Genomic DNA, 22,289 nt, shown 5'->3' on the forward strand with positions numbered 1-22,289 from the left:
AGGAGCAAAAAAATTTCGTTTCCAAACTGCAGAAACACGAAAGCCTCTTAAACTCTTCGTAATTCCACGCCAATATCCGATTCGACTGAAAAGGCAAAATCCGCAAATTGGCGATGCTTTTTTATATTAAAGTGTGATTTTTGGAGGAATCCACGTCAAATGGGCTATAGAAACAATCCAAAACGCGAAAAACAGATCGAAAAAGCGCGCCAGCAGGCAATTGCCGAAAATGTCCAATTTCTTGATCCAGGTATTCTTTATGGAAGGGCAAGTGCGGACGATATAGAATATTATTCCGCAGAGATGCTGGCGGCGAGCGCGGCCCACAGTTTCCAGGCACTTTCGCACTGGACGGGAGAGGTTCCGTACATCGGCATCTCCCAGGTGGAGGGCGTTTCGCCGCGGGACGTTCCGGTAACGGTTCTGACCATTATCGGCCGCAATATGCCTTTCCTTTACGATTCCGTCATGGGCGAGGTCACCAGCAGCTATCGCGGCCTTTACCTCGCCGTGCACCCGATACTGGTACGCGACGAAAGCGCGCAGGCAGGTTATCGTCTTGCGGAACCGGAGGATGATCCCGCTGAAAATATCAGCCTCATCCAGTTGCATATCGCGCCGCTGACACAGCAGGCCGCCGCAGCACTGGAAGAGAAGCTGCGCTTCGTACTGACGCAGGTCCAGTCGGCCTATCGTGACTGGCGGCCCATGCTGGCGAAACTCGACGAGGCGCTGGACGAATTGTCCAAGCGCGGCTCGTCGCGGCGCAAGACGGAGCGGACAGAAGCGGTCGAATTCCTCAACTGGCTTCGCAATGACAATTTCACCTTCCTCGGCATGCGTGACTACACCTATTCCGGCAAGGGAAAGAACGCGAAGATCGAACGCGGCGACGGCGTCGGCCTCGGCAGTCTCAGCGATCCGGATGTGCGCGTGCTGCGTCTCGGCAAGAACGCCGTGACGACGACCCCGGAAATCCTTGCCTTCCTCGACGGCCCGGATTTCCTCATCGTCACCAAGGCCAACGTGAAATCCATCGTGCACCGCCGCGCCTATATGGATTATATCGGCATCAAACGCTTCGACGAGGACGGCAATGTCATCGGCGAATTGCGCATCGTCGGCCTCTTCACCGCCACCGCCTACACGCGCTCGGTCAAGCAGATACCCTTGCTGCGCGCCAAGGTCGCGGAAGTCGAACGGCATTTCGGCTTCGATCCGAACAGCCACTCCGGCCGCATCCTGCAGAACACGCTGGAAGCCTACCCGCGCGACGATCTCTTCCAGATCGAAACGGATCTTCTGATCCGCTTCGTCGAGCAGATCATGGAACTGAGCGACCGGCCACGCGTGCGCGTGCTTGCGCGTATCGACCGTTTCGACCGCTTCGTTTCGGCCATCATCTTCGTTCCGCGTGAGGAATATAATTCCTATGTGCGTGAGAAGATCGGCGATTATCTGAGCAGGGTCTATGATGGGCATATTTCCGCCTATTACCCCGCCTTCCCCGAAGGCGCCGTCGCCCGCGTGCACTTCATCGTCGGCCGCACGGAAGGCAAAACGCCACGCATTGCCCAGGACAAGCTCGAAGATGCCGTCAGCGATATTGCAGCGCGCTGGATAGACCACTTCATTGCCCTGTCGGAGCCCGGTGCGCCGGTGCTGGAGGTGGATCAGGCGTATCAGGAGGCCTTCACGCCGGAAGAGGCGATCGGCGACATGCCCGATATTCTGGGTGCCGCGAAGGGTGAGCCGGTCCGCATCGAATTTTACCAGCAGGAAGGCCAGTCGGCCGACACGCTGTCCTTGAAAATCTTCCACCGCGACGGTCACCTGCCGCTTTCGCGCCGCGTACCGCTGCTCGAAAATCTCGGCTTCAACGTCATCAGTGAGCGCACCTTCGACATCGGTGTGATTTCAGATGGCGAGAAGCGCGATATCGTTCTGCACGATATGGAACTCTCCGTCGCAGCCGGCACGACGCTCGATCTGCCGCATTACGGACCGAAGCTCGAAGAAGCCTTCCTTGCCGCCTTCTCCGGCAAGGTCGATAACGACAACTTCAACCGCCTGATCCTCACCAGCGGTTTGACAGTTCGCGAAGTTTCCGTCCTGCGCGCCTATGCCCGTTATCTGCGCCAGACCGGCATCGTTTATTCACAGGAGCATATTTCCGAAACGCTCTATAAATATCCTGATATTTCGCGGAATATTTTCGCGCTGTTCAAGGCCGGCTTCGATCCGTCTGTTGAGGAAAAGAAGCGGGTGAAGAAACTCGCCGAGATACACAAGGCAATCGAAACGGCACTGAGCGGCGTTCCCAATCTCGATGAGGACCGCACCCTCCGACGTTACGTCAACGCCATCGACGCGACGCTGCGCACCAACTACTTCCAGAAAAACGCCGATGGCACACCGCGTGACATTCTGGCGTTCAAGTTCGATCCCAAACATCTTGATGGCCTGCCCGACCCGCGCCCCTTCCGCGAAATCTTCGTTTACGGAACTGAGGTCGAAGGTGTGCATCTGCGTTTCGGCAAGGTCGCACGTGGTGGTCTGCGCTGGTCGGATCGCGGCCAGGATTACCGCACGGAAGTGCTCGGTCTCGTCAAGGCGCAGCAGGTCAAGAATGCGGTGATCGTTCCTGTTGGCGCCAAGGGCGGCTTCTTCCCGAAGAGCCTGCCCGCCGGCGGCTCCCGCGATGAGGTCTTTAATGCCGGCCGCGAGGCCTACAAGACCTATATCCGCACCCTGCTTTCCATCACCGACAATATCGTTGATGACGCTATCGTGCCGCCGGCCGATACGCTGCGGCTCGATGGCGACGATCCCTATTTCGTTGTCGCCGCCGACAAGGGAACCGCAACCTTCTCCGATACGGCGAATGGCCTTGCCCACGACGCCGGCTTCTGGCTGGACGATGCCTTCGCATCGGGTGGCTCGGCCGGTTACGACCATAAGAAGATGGGCATCACCGCCCGTGGTGCATGGGAAACGGTAAAACGCCATTTCCGTGAAATGGGCACCGACATCCAGACCACGCCATTCACCGTGGCGGGCGTGGGCGACATGTCCGGCGACGTTTTCGGCAACGGCATGCTGCTGTCGGAAAAGATCAGGCTGATTGCGGCCTTCGATCACCGCGACATCTTCATCGACCCGGATCCCGATACCGACAAGTCCTTTGCCGAGCGCAAGCGGCTTTTCGAACTGCCGCGTTCCAGCTGGCAGGATTATGACCGCTCAACCCTCTCCGGCGGCGCGATGATCATTTCGCGCTCCGAAAAATCGGTGACGCTGACGCCGGAAGCCGTGGCTGCCATCGGCATCGACAAGTCGGTCGCCACGCCTTTCGAAATCATGACCGCCATCCTGAAGGCGCCGACCGATCTTCTCTGGTTCGGTGGCATCGGCACCTACATCAAGGCGGCGGTGGAAACCAATGCCGAGGTGGGCGACAGGGCGAATGACCCCATCCGCGTCAATGCAACAGAGCTGCGCGCGAAGGTCATCGGTGAAGGCGCCAATCTGGGCATCACCCAAAAGGGCCGCATCGCCTATTCGCTCTCGGGCGGGCGTTGCAATTCCGACGCGATCGACAATTCGGCGGGCGTGAATTCCTCCGACGTCGAGGTCAACATCAAGATCGCGCTCGCCTCCGCCGTTAATAGCGGCGGCCTGACGATGCCGAAACGCAATCAGCTTCTCGCCTCCATGACGCCGGAAGTGGCGCAGCTCGTGCTGCGCAACAACTACCTGCAATCCCTGGCGATTTCGCTCACGGAGCGGCTGGGGCTCGCCAACCGGGAAGAACTCGGCCGCCTGATGAGCGCATTGGAGGCAACCGGACAGCTGAACCGCAAGGTGGAAACCCTGCCGAACAATGCCGAACTCAGCGAAAGATATGCCTCGGGCAAACCGCTGACCCGGCCGGAAATCGGCGTGCTTCTGTCTTATGCCAAGCTGACCCTGTTCGACGCATTGGTGGCAAGCCCGCTTCCGGACGAACCCTATCTCCAGCATCTGCTGGTCGATTATTTCCCGGCCAAGATGCAGAAGAACTATGCCGACGATATCAAGGCGCATCGTCTGCACCGCGAAATCGTCGCGACCGCACTCGCCAATGCGGTGGTCAATCGCGGCGGCCCTGGTTTCGTGCAGAAACTCGCCGATGCGAGCGGTCTTCTGGCCGCTGATGTCGTCAAGGCGGCGGTGATCGTCGAGGATGGTTTCGGTCTCAAACATCTTTGGGGAGAGGTCGACGCGCTGGACGGCAAGGTGGGTGGTGAAGTCCAGAACGGGCTTTATGCCACCATCAGCCGCATCTTCTCGGATGCGAGCCGGCTCTACCTGCAAACCGGGAACGCGGGCGCGGCGACGGGCGACATGGCGACCGAGATCGAGCGTCTGAAAACCGCGATCAAGACGCTGTCGCCAGCGGCGGCGAAATATCGCCGAGAGCTTGGCGTCACGGAAATCGACGGCGTTCCCTCAGTTCTTGTGGAGGAACTGGATACGCTTTCGCTGCTGGTCTATGTGCCTGAAATCATGCGCATCGCCGAAAGTGCCGGCACGACGCTCGCCCGCGCCGCCGAAAGCTACGCCACCGTCTCCTCGACCTTCCGTGTCGCGCGTCTGCTGGATGCCAGCCAGCGCATCACACCGGCGGATCATTACGAGAGTCTGGCTCTCCTGCGCAGCCAGGACCAGATTTCCTCGTCGAGACGACGGATCGTCATCTCCGCGCTGACGGAATATGCCAAGGAAAAGGACCCGGTTCAGGCTTGGTATGCGGCAGACCGCGTGCGGGTTAACCGCATCGTCTCTGAACTCGGCGCACTCAGCGACAGCGGCGATACCAACCTTGCCCGTCTGACGGTCGCGGCGGGGCTGCTTGGTGATATCGTTCAGGCACGCTGAGCGGCAACCTTAAAAAACGCCATCCGGGTCACCGGCCCGGATGGCGCAGGCAAGACGGATGCACCGGCATCGCGCCTTTTATTTCCCGATTTTCCGATAGGACGATGAATGACTGTCCCTTCCCCCAATGCGGAAACAGTGGTTGCCAAACGCGGCATCTGGGGCTGGGTGATGTTCGACTGGGCGGCACAGCCGTTTTTCACTGTTGTCACAACCTTCGTTTTCGGGCCTTATTTCGTCGCCCGGCTCACCGATGATCCGATTTCGGCGCAGGCGACATGGAGCAACATGGCGACGGTGTCGTCGATCATCATCGCTCTCTTCTCACCCATTCTCGGTTCCATCGCCGACCAGTCGGGCGCACGCAAACCCTGGATAGCCTTTTTCGCCGTCATCAAGATTACCAGCCTCTTTTTCCTCTGGTTTGCCGCTCCGGGTTCGCCGCTCATCCTGCCCATCGTCTGCATGATCCTCGCCTCCATCGCGGCGGAATTTTCCATCGTTTTTAACGATTCCATGATGCCGCGGCTGACCAATCCGCAAAATGTCGGGCGCATTTCCAATCTCGCCTGGGGGCTCGGTTATCTCGGCGGCATGGTGGTATTGATTGCCGTGGTGACACTCCTGGCCGCCAACCCACAGACCGGGGTGACCATTGCCGGTATCAAGCCGCTTTTCGGCCTCGATCCTGCAACCGGCGAAGATGCCAGAATAACCGGCCCGCTCGCCGCGCTCTGGTATCTCATCTTCATTCTGCCGATGTTTCTTCTCACTCCTGATGCTGAAAAGGGGCTGCCCTTCGCAGCCGCGATCCGCTCGGGATTAGGGGAACTGAAGATCACGCTCCGTGAGCTTCGCTACCGCCCCACGCTGTTACGGTTTCTGATCGCACGCATGCTCTATCAGGATGGCGTCAATGGTGTTCTCATTCTGGGCGGGGCTTTCGCTGCCGGCATGTTCGGCTGGGCGACGATGGAAATCGGCCTTTTTGGCATTCTGCTCAATGTCGTCGCCATCGCGGGCTGCTTTGCCGCCGGGCGCGTCGACCAGAGACTGGGGTCACGCGTCACCATCCTCATCAGCCTGGTGCTGTTGCTGCTGGCCACGTTGGGCATCGTCTCCACGGAAAAGGGCTCCACCCTGTTCGGCTGGGTACAATTATCAACCGCTGACAATGGCGGCATCTTCGCCACCGGTGCGGAAAAGGCGTATCTCTTTTATGGCGTTTTGATCGGCCTTGCCTTTGGCCCGGTTCAGGCCTCGTCGCGCTCTTATCTCGCCCGCAACATCACTGTCGCAGAAGCGGGCCGCTATTTCGGCATCTATGCGCTTTCCGGGCGCGCCACGAGTTTCATGGCGACGCTATCATTTTCCATAGCCACCTATATAAGCGGCTCCGCCCATATCGGCATGGCGACGCTCATCGTATTTCTGGGGGCAGGTTTCCTGCTGCTGTTGCGCGTTCCGGAAAGAGCGGCGGGCTGAAAGTCCCAAGCAGCAGCCGATGCGGTGATCAAATCCAGCATCGGCCAGAATGCGGTAGAATCACAGCTGGTCGAGTTTTTGCTGCAATGCGCGCAACTGCGCCTTCAGCTCATCGATTTCGGATGCATTCGGTTTGCGGGTTTCTTTCGGCGCCTGCGGCATCGCAAAAGGCGTGAAGCCCTGCATCGCCTGGCGGAAGAGTTCGGTGTTACGGCGGATCTGCTCTTCCATCATCTGCAGAGGCGCCTGGAAATTGCGAGCCAGCGAACCGTCGCCGAAGGCCTTGGCCATATGCTCCTGCATCTGGCTTTGCTGGTCGGAGAAGGTCTTCATCGAATGTTCGAGAAATGTCGGCACCACCATCTGCATCTGGTCGCCGTAGTAGGAGATCAGCTGCCGCAGAAACGCCGTCGGCAGCAACGTATTGCCGGTTTTGGCCTCCTGCTCGACGATAATCTGCGTCAGGACTGCGTGGGTAATATCCTCTGATGATTTGGCGTCCTGAACCTTGAAGTCTTCGCCGCGCTTGACCATCTGCGCCAGATCATCAAGCGTCACATAGGTGCTCGTGCCGGTATTATAGAGCCGCCTGTTGGCGTATTTTTTAATGATTGTTTCGCCGTCGTGTTTCGCCATGCCCGCCTCCTCGCGATGATGGTATTTTCTTGTTTTTTGGTGTTATTGCTCTTCCCACCGCAAAGTGTATGCGCAAAACAAGCCCTCTGACAAATGTTTTGTGCATCGCAACAGTTTGTTTTTTGCGCAGCAATTTTCCGCAAGATCCCAGCGTGATTTAGCAACATCTTTTAAAGCAACTTTCGCCATTTGACTTGTATTGAAAGCTTTGCCAGTCTCCGCCCGCAAGTGAGGAGAAAACTAATGACCCTGCCTTCAATCGTGATTGCCAGCGCCGCGCGCACCGCAGTCGGCTCTTTCAATGGCCACTTTGCCAATACGCCAGCCCATGAACTGGGGGCGACCGTCATCAGCGCCGTGCTGGAACGCGCCGGCGTCGCGGCTGGCGAAATCGATGAAGTCATTCTCGGTCAGGTCCTGACGGCGGGCGAAGGGCAGAACCCGGCGCGGCAGGCGGCGATGAAGGCCGGAATTCCCCAGGAAGCAACCGCCTTCGGTCTCAATCAGCTCTGTGGTTCTGGCCTGCGCGCCGTGGCCCTTGGCATGCAGCAGATCGTTACCGGCGATGCGGCCATCGTTATTGCCGGCGGCCAGGAATCCATGTCCATGGCGCCCCACTGCGCCCATTTGCGCGGCGGCGTGAAGATGGGCGATTTCAAGATGATCGACACCATGCTGAAAGACGGCCTGACTGACGCCTTTTACGGCTATCACATGGGCATCACTGCTGAAAACATCGCACGCCAATGGCAGCTTTCCCGCGATGAACAGGACCAATTTGCGGTCGCATCGCAAAATAAGGCCGAAGCCGCGCAGAATGCCGGTCGTTTCACTGACGAGATCGTTGCTTTCACGGTCAAAGGCCGCAAGGCCGATATCGTCATCGATGCGGATGAACATATCCGCGCCGGCGCTTCACTGGAAACGATGGCCAAGCTGCGCCCCGCCTTTGACAAGGAAGGCACCGTGACGGCGGGCAACGCCTCCGGTCTGAATGATGGTGCCGCCGCCACGCTTTTGATGTCGGAACAGGAGGCGGGAAAACGCGGTATCAAGCCGCTGGCACGTATCGCGTCCTGGGCGACGGCAGGAGTCGATCCGCAGATCATGGGCACCGGTCCCATTCCCGCCTCCCGCAAGGCGCTGGCCAAGGCCGGCTGGTCGATCAGCGATATTGGCCTTGTGGAAGCCAACGAAGCCTTCGCAGCCCAGTCATGCGCGGTGGTGCGCGAACTTGGCCTTGATCCTGATATCGTCAACGTCAATGGCGGGGCGATTGCCATCGGCCATCCGATCGGCGCCTCCGGTGCACGCGTCCTTAACACCCTGATTTTCGAAATGCGCCGCCGCAACGTGTCGAAGGGTCTCGCAACGCTCTGCATTGGCGGCGGCATGGGTGTCGCCATGTGCATCGAAGCGCTCTGAAACCACCGCCTGACCTGTCAAAAAGCAATTCCGGTTCGGCGTGCAATAGGTTAGAAGCGGCCTCCCATTGGCCGCATTTCTGTGGCCGGTGAGCGCGACGAAAAACTTCTGCAAGATATGGAAGCATCCTCGCATATGCAGGCGCTTCAATGACAGGTCATGGAGGCCGATATGAGCCGGGTTGCTTTGATTTCCGGCGGGACGAGCGGCATAGGTGCCGCAATCGCCCGCGCCCTGCAGGCGGCCGGCTACCGCGTGGGCGTCAATTACGCCTTCACGACGGACAGGGCGGAGGCATTCCAGAAAGAAACCGGGATCCCTGCATTCCAGTGGGACGTGCGCGACTATGACGCCTGCGTCAGTGGTATTGCGAAGGTGGAGGAAACTCTCGGGCCCGTCGAAGTCCTCGTCAACAATGCCGGCATCACCCGCGATGCGATGTTCCACAAGATGACACCGCAGCAATGGCGTGAGGTGATCGACACCAACCTCACTGGCGTGTTCAACATGACGCACCCCGTCTGGCCGGGCATGCGCGACCGCGGCTTCGGTCGCATCGTCAATATTTCCTCCATCAATGGCCAGAAGGGGCAGGCGGGGCAGGCCAATTACTCCGCCTCGAAGGCGGGCGATATCGGCTTCACCAAGGCGCTCGCCCAAGAGGGCGCCAGCCGCAACATCACTGTCAACGCCATCTGCCCCGGCTATATCGGCACGGAAATGGTGAGGGCTATACCGGAGAAGGTTCTGGCCGAACGGATCGTGCCGCAAATTCCCGTAGGACGGTTGGGTGAACCCGAGGAAATCGCGCGCTGCGTTCTGTTTCTGGTTTCCGACCAGGCCGGTTTCATCACCGGCTCGACCATGACGGCCAATGGCGGACAATATTTCGCCTGAGGCCATACATCCCCGCCCTGCCGACCGCCTGAACTCAGTAAACTTTCCGTGATCTCAGCTTCGATAATTTTGCTGCGCACAAAAACTTGAAGATGAAATACAGGAAAGACAGGCCACCTAAACCAATGAAAATACGATAGTTTTTGTATAGTTTAGAATGAGTCTAGAAAACCCTTGGAGACTCATTAATAGGTTTTTCTTGACATTGGCTGTCCTGTTTTGGTTTAAGAATGAAAACAACGTGTTGCGTCATACAGGCAGTCCATCATGCTGGTTTGCAGCTGCAATTACATCACTGATCACGATATCCGGGACGTCATTAACGAGCTCCTCGACGAGGACTGTTGGCAGCTCATCGTTCCTGCAAAAGTGTATCACGCCATGGAAAAACGCGGCCGCTGCTGCGGCTGTTTCCCGACCGTTGTCGACCTGATCATCAAAACGACTGAAGAATATCATGCCCGTCGCCACTCGACTGAGGCCGATGTTTTTGATTTTATGTCCCGCCTGAAGCAATTCCATGAAGAGAACAGGAGAGCGGACATTGAAAGGCGACAAAAAAGTCATCGAGCGGCTTAACGAGGCCCTTTTTCTCGAACTCGGTGCGGTAAACCAGTACTGGCTCCACTATCGTTTGCTGGAAGACTGGGGCTACACGAAGCTCGCCAAAAAGGAACGTGCTGAATCCATCGAGGAAATGCAGCACGCCGACAAGCTGGTCGCACGCATCATCTTCCTTGAAGGCCATCCCAACCTTCAGACGGTTTCGCCCCTGCGCATCGGCCAGAACGTAAAGGAAGTTCTGGAAGCTGACCTTGCCGGCGAATATGACGCCCGCACCTCCTACAAGAAATCGCGCGATATCTGTTATGAGGCCGGAGACTATGTCTCCATGAAGCTTTTTGAAGAACTGCTGATCGACGAGGAAGGCCATATCGACTTTCTCGAAACCCAGCTCGAACTGCTCGGCAAGATCGGCGAAGAGAAATACGGCCAGCTCAATGCCGATTCCGCCAACGAAGCGGAATAAGCACTGGCGACAGGACAGAAAAGGCGGCCCAGGCCGCCTTTTTTATTTGCCGGAAAGGTGCTGGAACTCCGCCACAACCTTTTCGTATACCGCCCGCTTGAAAGGCACGATGAGCTCCGGCAGGATTTCCATCGGCTTCCAGTCCCATGCGTCGAATTCGGCCGTGTGCCCGGTTGGCGGCGGATCGATCTGGATTTCGCTTTCATCGCCCTCGAAGCGGAACGCAAACCAGCGCTGCGCCTGCCCGCGATATTTGCCCCTGAGGCCGATACCGATCAGTTCGGGCGGCAGATCATAGTGAATCCAGTCGCTCGCTTCCGCAAGCAGGCTCACCGTTTTCATGCCCGTCTCTTCGTAGAGTTCGCGAATGGCGGCCGTCAAAGGCCGTTCGCCGTCATCGATGCCGCCCTGCGGCATCTGCCACAATTGCGGTGAACCGTCATATTCGGAATTGCCTTCCTTGATACGCCGACCGGCCCAGACGAGGCCTCGAGCGTTCAGAACCATTATTCCCGCACAGGGACGGTAAGGCAAATCTTCTGCTTTGATTGTCATGGGAAACCCGCACTGTCTCAACGCCGGAAATGGTCGCAGGCAAGGTTTACTGCCCCGCCTGCCCGGAAACAAGCGCGGAAACACCGACGATCTCAATACCGCGCCCGCCGGCCTCACGCGACCATTTCGATATCGCCGCAACGCTTTCATCGAAGGCCGACGCAACGCCGATCGCCTGGCCGTTACGGCGCGCAATCCGCTCCAGCTCGTCCAGCTTGCGCAGAATGGAAGCTTCGGTGACGTCACCGTCGAGCAGAACATCGGCAAAGCCCTGCGGCGCGGAAATAGCCTTCGCGATCCCCCCGCTCAGCGACTGCGCCGAGGAGCCATCATCCAGAAACAGCAGGCCACGCTTGCCGACGTCGCGCATGACAGGCTCCAAGGCCGCCTGCTCGGCAAGAAAGCGCCCGCCGAGATAATTCATGATGCCGGTGTAATTGGTGATTTTTGTCATGGAGCGATGCAGCCGGTCGATATTGACCTTGGCAGGGTCACCCGCCAGCAGCGTGTCCGGACCGGGATTAGTACCCGGATAACCGAAGGGTTCCAGCGGTATCTGTAGAAGAATTTCATGTCCTTGCCGGCGCGCTTCCTGCATCCAGCGTTGCAGGCTGTTGCCGCTGGCGGCAAAACCAAGCGTGACCTCCGGCGGCAGGTCTCGGATCGCTTTTTGCGACCCCGTCTGGCTGAGACCCAGCCCGCCGACCACGATCGCCACCCGTGTGCCCCGTGCGCCCGACCAGGGCCGTGCATATTGCTCCATCGGCCGCAAACCGTCCGCGCCAACGACCGGCAATCTGCCGAATGCGGTTTCTTCCAGCAGCTCCTCATTGGGCCGCGTCGCCATGCGCGGATCCTGACCATAGGTCTGGCCGCTCATCAGCACCGGCCCGTCACCCTCGCGCGGGCGGGGGGAGTACACCGATACGACATTGCCATCAGGCATTGTCTCGCGATTGATATTGGCGCCGGAGCGCCCGCTTTGCGGCTGCAGAACGGCAGCATCACCGGGAGCCGTTACCTCGGCCAGTGCGGTTTCAGGTGTCTTGTCGGCAAGCTGAAGCTGTGCATCCGGCCCGCTCGCCGTCTTCTGCAAGTTGCCGGGCGAAAGCGCCGTATAGACGGAGAGGCCGCCAATCGAAAAAACCGCAAGCACCGACAGAGCCATAATGACGGAAAAGCGCCGGTTAATACCGGCGCTTTTTTTCTGACGACCTAGAAGCGGTTTTCGCAGGTCCGAAGGCAATGAACGATCCGTCCAACGGTTGGGCAATAGAGACAATGCGCCGGCTGACCGGCGCACTATCTTACTGCTTGTTGACCACAGCCTTGTCCGGGTTCGGCGGGAAAGACGGATCCGTCTTGGCGCCGCGCAACAGGTCCAGCGCGTAGTTGAGCTGGATGTCGTCCTTTGCTTCCGGCGGCACGTAGGCGGAGGAACCAGAACCTTCGTCCGTTTCGCTCTGGCCCTTGATATGGCCGGTCAGGCTGGATTCGCCTTCGGTCGTGACGCGACCCTGCAATTCCGGCGGCAAAGGCTGCTCAACCTTGATGTCAGGCGTAATGCCCGTGCCCTGGATCGATTTGCCCGACGGCGTGTAATAAAGTGCCGTGGTCAGACGCAACGCACCGGCCTCGCCGAGCGGAATGATCGTCTGGACCGAGCCCTTGCCGAAGGAGCGCGTGCCGACGACGGTCGCACGACGCAGATCCTGCAGGGCACCGGCAACGATTTCCGAAGCCGAAGCCGAACCGCCGTTGACGAGCACGATTACCGGCTTGCCATCGGTCAGATCACCGGCCGTCGCGTTGAAGCGGCGGGTCTCGTCGGGATTGCGGCCACGGGTCGAAACGACCTCACCGCGCTCAAGGAAGGCGTCGGAAACGTTGATCGCCTGATCAAGCAGACCACCCGGGTTGAGGCGCAGATCGAGCACATAACCCTTCAGCTTGTCGGCAGGCACATCAGCCTTGATCTTCTTGATCGCCTTTTCGAGATCATCATAGGTCTTCTCGGTAAAGGAGATGACGCGCAGATAACCGACATTGTCACCCTCGACGCGGGACTTGACGGCCCGCACGGCAATGACATCGCGCATGACGGTGAATTCAAGCGGCTTGTCAGCGCCCTGGCGGATGATCGTCAGCTTGATCGGCGTCTTGACCGCGCCGCGCATCTTTTCGACCGCCTGTTCCAGCTTCAGGCCGCGAACCGGCGTACCGTCAATTTCTGAAATGAAGTCGCCTGCGAGAATGCCTGCGCGGGAAGCCGGCGTGTCGTCGATCGGCGTGATGACCTTGACCAGCTCGTTCTCCATGGTCACTTCGATGCCGAGACCGCCGAATTCACCCTTGGTCTGGGTGCGCATGTCGTTGGCATCCTTGGCATTCATGAAGCTCGAATGCGGATCGAGCGAGCTGAGCATGCCGTTAATGGCATTTTCCACCAGCTTCTCGTCATCCGGCGGCGTCACATATTGTGCGCGCACGCGCTCGAACACGTCGCCAAAAATCGACAGTTCCTTATAGGTCGAAGGCCCGGCCGCCTGTGCCGGCATGCTCGCCGAATAAATCACGCTCATCGCCGTGGCGCCCATAAGCCCACCGATAAGGAGAAGCGAAACCTTACGAATCATTGTGCGCCCTTCCGGTATTTTTTGCGGTCCACCACGGTTGGGAATCAACCGGTACACCATCTTTCCTGAACTCAATGTAGAGCGTTGGCCTGTCGGTTTCCAGCGCCAATGCTGCTGCACTCGCTACTCTTTTTGCACCCATGGAGGCGATAGGCTCTCCGGAGAACACAAACATTCCCTGCCGCGTCCTCACATTGTCCATGCCCGTCATCACCACATGATATCCGTTACCCGTATTGAGGATGATCATCCGGCCGTAACTGCGAAAATCTCCGGCAAACACCACGAAGCCGTCTGCAGGCGCCGTCACGATGGCTTCCGGTCCGCTCGCGACAACAATTCCCTTGGAAAAGTGGCCCGTTCCGTCCGAATCGCCGAAGCGCCGCAGCACCTCGCCGGTCACCGGCAACTCCAGCTTTCCCTTCAAACTCGCGAAGGGATATGCGGGCGCAATGCGGTTTTTATCGGGCATTCCCGCCTCGGCCGCGGCGCGTTCCTTCTCGCGTTCCGCCTCCGAAAGACGAGCAAGACGCTGCTCTTCCGCCCGCGCCTTTTCCATCGCTTCCCGCACCGAGGTAATCTCGCCTTCGAGCGAACTGACCAGCCCCTCAAGGCTCGTCGCCTTGCTCGCAAGCTCTTCAGATCGCTTGCGTTCCGCCTCCAGTTCGGCCGCCGTCTGGGAATTCTTGCGGTCATTTTCGGCAATCAGGAGGTCGAGGCGTTTTTCCTCTTCCAGACTTGCCGTCATCATACCCGTAAGATCACCCTTTTCGCGAGCGATTGCCTGCCTGACGTCGGTCAATTCTTTGAGAGCGGCGACGAGCTTGTCGGTTTCACCGCGAATGCCGGGCACGACGGCGCCGAGAAGAATGGCACTGCGAACGGAAGCCAGTGCATCTTCAGGTGAAACGAGGAGAGCCGGTGGCGGGTTTCTGCCCATGCGCTGCAATGCGGCCAGAACCTCCGCCAGCACGCCGCGTCTTTCCCGCAATGATGCCTTGACGCCATCCTCACGGACCGAAAGCTTGGCCAGGCGATCCTCGCCGTCGCTGATCTTGGCTTCCAGCGCCTTGCGCCGGGCAGCCGATGCGATCAGTTCCTCGCGAATGCGCGCGCTGTCCTGGTTGAGGGAGGCGATGCTTTCTTCGAGCGTCCTTGTCTTGTCTTCCGAAAGGCCGATGCTGTCGACCAGCTCCTCCAGATCCTGCCGGTTCTGGTCGCGGCGCTTCTCCAGCGTCTGCAGCGCATCCGGCGAGGAAGCATCGGTTGCCGCCGGGGCAGCGCCCGCATCGTCACGCGAATGGGTCGGACCGCCCCCCATGACGAAAGCAGCAATAACCGCGCCCGCAAGGGCAGCGTGCCGTTTTCGTTGAGGCGTGGTGTCCATTTGAGCTTTCTTTGATGCCGAAGCAGGAGCGCCGATATTAGGGATTTTGCCGCGATCTTCCAAGAGGCCTGAGAAAGGCCGCCGCCAAAGTCGCCCGCAGCCAGCGGTGTCGCGGAGCTTCATGTTGAAATTGAGACAATTCCCCGAAAGGAAACCCGTTCAGACGCGGTGATAGGGATGGCCGGAGAGGATCGTGACAGCCCGGTAAAGCTGCTCGGCAATCAGGATACGAACGATCTGATGCGGCCATGTCAGCTTGCCGAGATTGAGAACGGCCGTCGCCCTGTCGTAAAGCGCGGGGTCAAGCCCGTCTGCCCCGCCTATGGCGATCACAAGGTCACGTTTGCCGCTATCACGCAGATCACCAAAAAATGAAGCAAAGGCGGGACTATCAAGTGCCTTCCCGCGCTCGTCCAACAGGACGAGGACAGCGCCGTCGGCCAGATGTTTCTCCAGCATCGCGGCTTCTTCGCGTTTGCGGGTCTCCGCATTGGAAGCACGGCTTTCGCCCACCTCGATCACCCGCGAAAACTCCAGCCCGATCGCCGGGCCGGTCTTTGCCAGACGCTCGATATAACGGGCCGCAAGATCCTTTTCTGGGCCGGATTTCAGCCGTCCCACCGCAAAAATTGAAATCCGCATCGCAAACCTGCATTCGTCGTGACCCAACAGGGTCCCGCTCTTAACAGCATAGCCTGCGGATTCCTATGCGGCCGGTCTGATTTCCGGCCAGAGGCACCGTTTCCGAAGTCAGATATGATCTTCGGCAGAAACGATGCACTCGCTCAAAGGCTCACCGCATCAATGCAGCGTCTCTTCCGGCATATCCGGCGTCGCCCACATTTTTTCAATGTTGTAGAAGGCGCGGATTTCCGGGCGGAACACATGAACGATGATGTCGCCGGTATCGATCAGCACCCAGTCTCCGGTCTCGAGACCTTCGACGCGGGCGTTTCCGAACCCTTCATCCTTCATGTCTTTCAGAAGATGCTCGCAAATCGCCGAGACATGCCTGTTCGATCGCCCGGAGACCACAACCATGTAGTCCGCAAGCGCCGATTTTCCGGCAATGTTGAGAGAGACGATATCTTCAGCCTTGGAGTCCTCGAGGCTCGCGAGGACGGTTTCGAGGGCATGGCCGGCGGCATCGGCGCCACTGTCCTGACCCTTCGGGATAGCAACAAATGCTTTTCCCTTGGCGTGTACTGTTGTCAGAGGTTTTCCTTTCCAAGAATGACAAAACAGGCACTGCGCGACGCGATTCTCTGCGTCACACAATGAAGGTGGCATCAAAGCATTAACTTTTCAAGATATGGGCACTTCAACATCAGCCGCATACATCATTTGTGATCGGAGCTGTCATTTACGGCCGTTGCGCAGCGCCGTGGAACTGAGCGTAGAACGCGGTCCGTGAATGAAAACCCAGGAGGGAGCGCGTTTTTTCCACAGAACCCCGGCATCGTCCTCATCTATCCGCGCCTGGCTGAAGGCCTGCGCCATGGTGGAGGAGAGGTAGGACAGGGTCGAACCCGGTCGATCGATCACCGCGATTGGAAAAGTCTCGGCTATGGTGCGCCATTTCTGCCAATGGTGAAAACTCTTCAAATTGTCGGCACCCATGACCCAGATGAAGCGGACATGCGGATTTTTTGCCTTCACCTTCGCGAGTGTATTGGCCGTATAGCTCATCCCCAGCGTTTTCTCGAAAGCCGTCACCTTGATGCGTGGATCGTGGACCAGCTTTTCGCAGGCCGCGATGCGATCTTCCAGGGACGCCAGCTCCGAACGGCTTTTCAGCGGGTTGCCCGGCGTGACGATCCACCAGAGCTGATCGAGACCCAGCCTGCGCAGCGCAATCTCGGCCACAAGCGCATGGCCTGCATGGGGGGGATTGAAGGAGCCGCCGAAAAGCCCGACGACCATGCCGCGTTCCACATGCGGCATGGTGAGATAACGTCTGTCGAGGCGCTTATCAGCGGGCAAATATCAGGTCCGTGTCTGGCCGGTGCCATGCACCCGGTATTTGAACGAGGTGAGCTGCTCGACGCCAACGGGACCCCGCGCATGCATCTTGCCGGTGGCGATGCCAATTTCCGCACCCATGCCGAATTCGCCGCCATCGGCAAATTGCGTCGAGGCATTGTGCAGCAGAATAGCCGAATCGAGTTCATTGAAGAACCGCTCGACCACATCAGGGTCCTCGGCGATCACCGCCTCGGTATGGTTGGACGAATAGGTGCCGATATGCTCTATCGCACCGGAAATGCCATCCACCACGGCGACCGAAATGATCGCATCAAGATATTCGGTGCGCCAGTCCTCTTCCGTTGCCGGCACCAGACCCGCCACCACATCGCGAACGGCTTGCGAACCGCGCACTTCGCAGCCAGCTTCGATCAAGGCTTTGACGAGCGGCTCGAGATGCGTGGAAACGGCAGCGGCATCCACCAGCAACGTCTCAGCCGCACCGCAAATGCCGGTGCGTCTCATCTTGGCGTTGACGACGATACGTTTTGCCATGTCGAGATCGGCGGATTTGTCGACATAGATGTGGCAGATGCCTTCCAGATGCGCAAAGACCGGCACGCGGGCTTCCGACTGCACCCTAGCCACGAGGCTCTTGCCGCCGCGCGGCACGATGACATCAACAGTGCCGTTCAGGCCGCTGAGAAGCGCGCCGACGGCCGCACGGTCGGTCACCGGCACCAGCTGAATGGCATGCTCGGGAAGACCGGCAATCTTCAGCCCCTCCACGAGGCAGGCATGAATAGCACGCGATGAATGTTGCGAATCCGAGCCGCCGCGCAGGATGACGGCATTGCCCGCCTTGAGGCACAAAGCACCGGCGTCCGCCGTAACATTCGGGCGGCTTTCGTAGATCACGCCGATGACGCCAAGCGGCGTACGCACGCGCTCGATCTTCAACCCGTTGGGGCGATCCCAGGCGGCAATGACTTCGGCGACCGGATCGGACAGCGCCGCAACCGAGCGAATACCTTCGGCAATACCGGCGATGCGAGCATCGTTGAGCGTAAGCCTGTCAACGAAAGAAGCAGCAAGACCGGCGCTCTCGGCTGCGGTCAGATCCTTCCTGTTGGCGGCAAGGATCGCCTCCTTCGACGCCTCGATGGCGGAGGCCATGGCGAGCAGCGCGCGGTTCTTCTGGTCCGTGCCGGCGATGGACAACGGTCGTGAAGCAGCTTTCGCCTGAGCGCCGATGGTGATCATCAGCGCATCGATGTCATGGCTCTGCTTCACGGCCTGTTCAGGCATGGACCTCATCCTTCTTTGCATGTTTAACTTTGACGGCGGCGCCGGTCATCACGAGATCGTCGCGATGGATCATGGCCGCGCGCCCGACATAACCGAGGATCGCCTCGATCTCGTTGGACTTGTGACCGATGATAAGGCGCGCCTCCTCCGCATCGTAGCCCGCAAGACCACGAGCGACTTCCCGGCCTTCCGCACCGATAATGGCGATTGCATCACCACGGCCGAAATTGCCCTTCACCAGTCGCACACCCGCGGGAAGCAGGCTTTTTCCGGCATAGAGCGCCTTTTCCGCGCCGGCATCCACATGGATTTCACCGGCCGGCTGCAATTGCCCGGCAATCCAGGTCTTGCGTGCCGTCACCGGCGTGCCTGATGGTGCAAACCACGAGGAGCGCGCGCCGTTTTCGATAGCCTTCAGCGGATTGAGCGTTTTGCCTGACGCAATGATCATGCCGCAACCGGCAGCAGTTGCAATCTTGCCCGCATCGATCTTGGTGCGCATGCCACCGCGCGACAGCTCGGAGGCCGCACCACCTGCCATGGCTTCGATCTCGGGGGTGATATCAGCGATCGTCTCAAGGAATTTCGCGTCCGGATCGAGATGCGGCGGAGCCGTATAAAGTCCGTCAATATCCGAAAGCAGCACCAGAAGATCGGCACCCGTCATGGTCGCCACACGCGCTGCCAGACGGTCATTGTCGCCATAACGGATTTCGGTGGTCGCAACCGTATCGTTTTCATTGATGATCGGGATAGCGCCGATCTTCAGCAACTGGTTGATGGTGGCGCGCGCATTGAGATAACGGCGACGCTCCTCGGTATCGGACAGCGTCAGCAGAATCTGGCCTGCAACGATTTCATGCCGCGACAGGCTTTCCGACCATGCCCGCGCCAGCGCGATCTGACCAACCGCCGCCGCCGCCTGGCTTTCCTCCAGCTTCAATGCACCAGAAGGCAGGCCAAGCACGGTACGCCCAAGCGCGATGGCACCCGAAGAGACGACCTGCACATCCGCGCCGTTTTTCTTCAGCGTAGCGATATCCTCGCAGATGGCATCCAGCCAGTCTTTCTTCAGACCGGTCTTTCGGTCCACCAGAAGCGCCGACCCGATCTTGATCACGATCCGGTGGTGGCTCGCCAGCGGCTTGCGCGTCAGGCTCATAGGCGGTCGTCCTCTTCTTCGGCCTCGCTATCCTCATGCGGCATGGACCTGTCGGGCAGGGCAGTCTCCCCGCCCTCGCTTGCCGAAACGATGATGTCGCGAAGGGCGCGCAGCGCTTCCGTCATGCCGATATGCGCGGCGGCAGACAGAAGAAGCGGCGGACGGCCGCAGGCCTTTTCCAGTTCCTTCGCCTTCTTTTTCAGTTCTTTTTCATCGAGCACGTCGATCTGTGACAGCGCCACGATTTCCGGCTTGTCGGTCAGCCCGCCACCATAGGCGTCCAGCTCGGCCTTGACAGTCTTATAGGCCTTGCCGACCTTTTCTTCCTGTGCGGAAACCAGATGCAGAAGCACGCGAGTGCGCTCCACATGGCCGAGGAAGCGGTCACCAATGCCCACGCCCTCATGCGCGCCTTCGATGAGGCCGGGAATATCGGCCAGCACGAATTCGCGTCCGTCGATGGTCGCCACGCCGAGGTTCGGATGGAGGGTGGTAAAGGGATAGTTGGCGATCTTCGGCCGCGCGCGGGTCACGGTCGCGAGGAATGTGGATTTACCCGCATTCGGCAATCCAACAAGACCGGCATCGGCGATCAGCTTCAGGCGAAGCCAGACCGTCTTTTCTTCGCCTGCAAGACCCGGATTGGCATGGGTGGGCGCCTGATTGGTCGAAGACTTGAAATAGGCATTGCCGAAACCGCCATTACCGCCGGCGGCAAGACGAAAGCGCTGGCCTTCCTTGGTGAGGTCGATGATCAGCGTCTCATTGTCTTCCTCAAATATCTGGGTACCAACAGGCACCTTCAGCACCACATCCGCGCCCTTGGCGCCGTTGCGGGTCTTGCCCATGCCGTGCTGCCCGATCGAGGCCTTGAAATGCTGCTGAAAACGGAAGTCGATCAGCGTGTTGAGACCGTTGACGACCTCAATCCAGACATCGCCGCCACGTCCGCCATCACCACCGTCAGGACCACCAAATTCGATGAATTTTTCGCGCCGGAAAGACACCGCGCCTGCGCCGCCATCACCGGACTTGATATAGACTTTTGCTTCATCGAGAAATTTCATCGGACTGCCGTTCTATCGGTTTGCGGGCACAGCCGCCAATCGCGTTGCGCCAAACAAAAATATCGTCGTTTCGAATACAAGCGCTTCTTCACAAGGTCAAAGACTATCGTGCGGGAAGCCCCTGTGCGAGACAAGGCCGGTTTGGTGCAAACCGGCCTTGTTTTGATTGTCAGCGATGCGGCCGGATAAAATCCTCAGCCGTGATCATCGTGTCGATATGCGCCACCATGGCGGCGCGCGCCGTGGCGTAAATCTGGTGGCAGCCGGTCACCCGGAAGCCGAGTTTTTCCTGCACCCGCAGCGAAGCGGGATTATCCGCAAACACGCCGGAATGAAGGGTCACGCCCGGCATGCGGCGGAAGAACCGCTCGACCACGCCAGCCACCGCCTCGGTCATGTAACCCTTGCCCCAGTAGAAGCGGTTGAGCCAGTAGCCGAGATGCCACTCGCCGTGCCGCAATTCCACCGAGACGACACCGATCAGGGTATCGTCGCCACTGGTAATGGCAAAATCCCAGTCGGGCAGGGTGCCTGAGGTGCGCAGGACCAACCATTCCAGCGCATCCTGCTTATGATAGGGCGCCGGAACACGAGCGAGCATCCTCGTCACAGCAAAATCGCCAAGCGATTCCGCAATGCTGCCGGCATCGGAAAGCCGCTGCGGCCGCAGCACCAGACGCCGCGTCTCGATGACGGGGCAGGGGCCGGGCGGCGCCACTGACGTAGCAGCCCGGCGGCGGGTCAGTTCGAGCGCACTCATCCCATGTCCCCCCAGCTCTTCAGCGAAACCCAGGTCTTGCGGTCCAGCCGGTACCATTCGACCGGCACCATGCCGCCGAGCGCCAGCGAACCGACCATGCCGGAACCCTGAAACTGGAAACCGCACTTCTGGATGACGCGGCGCGAAGCGATGTTGGTGACCCGGCAACGGGCATCGATCTGGTCGATTTCACGCGTGCGGAAGGCCATGTCGATCAGCGCATGCGCGGCTTCCGTCATGTAGCCCCGGTTCCAGTAGGGTTCCCCCAGCCAGTAACCGATTTCCAGCGTCTTTTCGTCTTCCTGGGGTTCGAGCGCGCAGCAGCCCAGAAACTCGCCATTGTCCATGCGGGTAATCGCATAGACGCACTTGCCAATCTCGCCAGCTTTGGAGCGTCGCACAAAATCCGCGGCGTCTTTGGCCGTGTAAGGGTGCGGCATACGCGACACCATGGTCGCGATATTGGCATTGTTGGCAAGATGGGCAAGGGCGTCGATGTCTTCTTCGTGAGGTTTGCGTAAAACCAGCCTCTGCGACAGTAAAACGGGGCAATCGCTCCTCGACCGATCGGGCCGCGGCCGCTCTTCGGGTGACCGTGATTGGTCAACCCTCAACAATTCAGCTTGCATGGTTCAGTCCCTCCATGAGGTTAAAGAAAAAGGGGAGTTGGGTGGTGCCCCATCTCCCCTGTTTTCTTGACTGAACCTGATACGTCTCAGCCGGGTCGATGGGACACCGGCTGCATATGACGCTTACCGGCTTATTCTGCGGCTTCCGCTTTCGGAGCCACGGATACGAATACGCGGCCGTTGGCCTTCGTACGGAAGTTCACGTTACCTGCGGTCAGTGCGAAAATCGTGTGGTCCTTGCCGATGCCAACATTGGCGCCCGGATGCCACTGCGTGCCGCGCTGACGCAGAATAATGTTGCCTGGAATGACAGCTTCGCCGCCGAACTTCTTTACGCCAAGGCGCTTGGATTCGGAATCGCGACCGTTACGCGAGGAACCGCCAGCTTTTTTGTGTGCCATTGGAGTTCTCCTTTAAACCTTGTTTC

General features: G+C 59.1%; 20 protein-coding genes. 6 read left to right on the forward strand and 14 right to left on the reverse strand.

The annotated features are described in order from the left end of the window. The first annotated feature begins 159 nt into the window (after positions 1–159). Positions 160–4,920: an NAD-glutamate dehydrogenase gene (locus DA915_RS25190; protein WP_107677650.1), complete on the forward strand. Its 4,761-nt coding sequence runs from the start codon at positions 160–162 to the stop codon at positions 4,918–4,920. A 108-nt stretch (positions 4,921–5,028) separates the two neighbouring features. Beyond that, positions 5,029–6,405 carry an MFS transporter gene (locus DA915_RS25195; RefSeq protein WP_107677651.1) on the forward strand — a complete coding sequence of 459 codons (1,377 nt, stop codon included), beginning with the start codon at positions 5,029–5,031 and terminating at the stop codon, positions 6,403–6,405. A gap of 60 nt (positions 6,406–6,465) precedes the next feature. On the opposite strand, the gene phaR is transcribed toward DA915_RS25195, so the two are convergent. After that, positions 6,466–7,041, reverse strand: coding sequence for a polyhydroxyalkanoate synthesis repressor PhaR (gene phaR, locus DA915_RS25200; protein WP_003520279.1), 576 nt, complete (start codon positions 7,039–7,041; stop codon positions 6,466–6,468). Between the two features lie 243 nt (positions 7,042–7,284). Here phaR and DA915_RS25205 point away from each other — a divergent pair, with 243 nt between their 5' ends. The 4 genes from DA915_RS25205 (at position 7,285) to bfr (ending at position 10,393) form a co-directional block, all read left to right on the forward strand. After that, positions 7,285–8,466 carry an acetyl-CoA C-acetyltransferase gene (locus DA915_RS25205; RefSeq protein ID WP_003505229.1) on the forward strand — a complete coding sequence of 394 codons (1,182 nt, stop codon included), beginning with the start codon at positions 7,285–7,287 and terminating at the stop codon, positions 8,464–8,466. Positions 8,467–8,637: 171 nt separating this feature from the next. Beyond that, positions 8,638–9,363, forward strand: coding sequence for an acetoacetyl-CoA reductase (gene phbB, locus DA915_RS25210; RefSeq protein WP_107677661.1), 726 nt, complete (start codon positions 8,638–8,640; stop codon positions 9,361–9,363). A 267-nt stretch (positions 9,364–9,630) separates the two neighbouring features. Further along, positions 9,631–9,942: a bacterioferritin-associated ferredoxin gene (locus DA915_RS25215; protein ID WP_003505234.1), complete on the forward strand. Its 312-nt coding sequence runs from the start codon at positions 9,631–9,633 to the stop codon at positions 9,940–9,942. Next, entirely contained in the window at positions 9,908–10,393 is a 486-nt protein-coding gene (gene bfr / locus DA915_RS25220; protein ID WP_003505236.1) for a bacterioferritin, read from the forward strand. The genes DA915_RS25215 and bfr overlap by 35 nt, the downstream gene beginning before the upstream one ends. A gap of 42 nt (positions 10,394–10,435) precedes the next feature. Here the strand turns inward: bfr and DA915_RS25225 are convergent, their stop codons facing one another. From DA915_RS25225 to rpmA, 13 genes are all read right to left on the reverse strand, one after another. Beyond that, on the reverse strand, positions 10,436–10,948 hold the full coding sequence (locus DA915_RS25225) for an RNA pyrophosphohydrolase (RefSeq protein WP_080570260.1): 513 nt from the start codon (positions 10,946–10,948) through the stop codon (positions 10,436–10,438). Between the two features lie 46 nt (positions 10,949–10,994). Then, positions 10,995–12,194 (reverse strand): divergent polysaccharide deacetylase family protein, encoded by a 1,200-nt coding sequence (locus DA915_RS25230; protein ID WP_107677652.1) that lies wholly within the window; start codon positions 12,192–12,194, stop codon positions 10,995–10,997. A 61-nt stretch (positions 12,195–12,255) separates the two neighbouring features. After that, positions 12,256–13,584 (reverse strand): S41 family peptidase, encoded by a 1,329-nt coding sequence (locus tag DA915_RS25235; RefSeq protein ID WP_003505242.1) that lies wholly within the window; start codon positions 13,582–13,584, stop codon positions 12,256–12,258. Then, positions 13,574–14,971, reverse strand: coding sequence for a murein hydrolase activator EnvC (locus DA915_RS25240; protein WP_107677653.1), 1,398 nt, complete (start codon positions 14,969–14,971; stop codon positions 13,574–13,576). Before DA915_RS25240 ends, DA915_RS25235 begins: the two co-directional genes overlap by 11 nt. Before the next feature lie 159 nt (positions 14,972–15,130). Continuing rightward, entirely contained in the window at positions 15,131–15,613 is a 483-nt protein-coding gene (rlmH, locus tag DA915_RS25245) for a 23S rRNA (pseudouridine(1915)-N(3))-methyltransferase RlmH (protein WP_107677654.1), read from the reverse strand. 159 nt (positions 15,614–15,772) lie between these two features. After that, positions 15,773–16,261 (reverse strand): ribosome silencing factor, encoded by a 489-nt coding sequence (rsfS, locus tag DA915_RS25250; RefSeq protein ID WP_003505248.1) that lies wholly within the window; start codon positions 16,259–16,261, stop codon positions 15,773–15,775. Positions 16,262–16,330: 69 nt separating this feature from the next. After that, positions 16,331–16,915: a nicotinate-nucleotide adenylyltransferase gene (locus DA915_RS25255; RefSeq protein WP_107677655.1), complete on the reverse strand. Its 585-nt coding sequence runs from the start codon at positions 16,913–16,915 to the stop codon at positions 16,331–16,333. A 42-nt stretch (positions 16,916–16,957) separates the two neighbouring features. Continuing rightward, a complete protein-coding gene (locus tag DA915_RS25260; RefSeq protein ID WP_192886659.1) occupies positions 16,958–18,244 on the reverse strand; it encodes a glutamate-5-semialdehyde dehydrogenase in 1,287 nt (428 codons plus the stop codon). Then, positions 18,237–19,406, reverse strand: coding sequence for a glutamate 5-kinase (gene proB / locus DA915_RS25265; RefSeq protein WP_107677656.1), 1,170 nt, complete (start codon positions 19,404–19,406; stop codon positions 18,237–18,239). The genes DA915_RS25260 and proB overlap by 8 nt, the downstream gene beginning before the upstream one ends. Further along, on the reverse strand, positions 19,403–20,473 hold the full coding sequence (gene obgE, locus DA915_RS25270; protein WP_065695302.1) for a GTPase ObgE: 1,071 nt from the start codon (positions 20,471–20,473) through the stop codon (positions 19,403–19,405). Before obgE ends, proB begins: the two co-directional genes overlap by 4 nt. 169 nt (positions 20,474–20,642) lie before the next feature. Beyond that, a complete protein-coding gene (locus DA915_RS25275) occupies positions 20,643–21,233 on the reverse strand; it encodes a GNAT family N-acetyltransferase (protein WP_060727343.1) in 591 nt (196 codons plus the stop codon). Then, the gene (locus tag DA915_RS25280) at positions 21,230–21,862 is read right to left on the reverse strand and encodes a GNAT family N-acetyltransferase (protein ID WP_003505256.1); all 633 of its coding nucleotides are present in this window, start codon (positions 21,860–21,862) and stop codon (positions 21,230–21,232) included. Before DA915_RS25280 ends, DA915_RS25275 begins: the two co-directional genes overlap by 4 nt. Positions 21,863–21,993: 131 nt before the next feature. Next, entirely contained in the window at positions 21,994–22,263 is a 270-nt protein-coding gene (gene rpmA / locus DA915_RS25285) for a 50S ribosomal protein L27 (RefSeq protein ID WP_003492686.1), read from the reverse strand. Between the last annotated feature and the right edge of the window lie 26 nt (positions 22,264–22,289).

This window comes from Agrobacterium sp. LAD9 (assembly GCF_003031125.1).
Taxonomy (GTDB): Bacteria; Pseudomonadota; Alphaproteobacteria; order Rhizobiales; family Rhizobiaceae; genus Agrobacterium; species Agrobacterium radiobacter.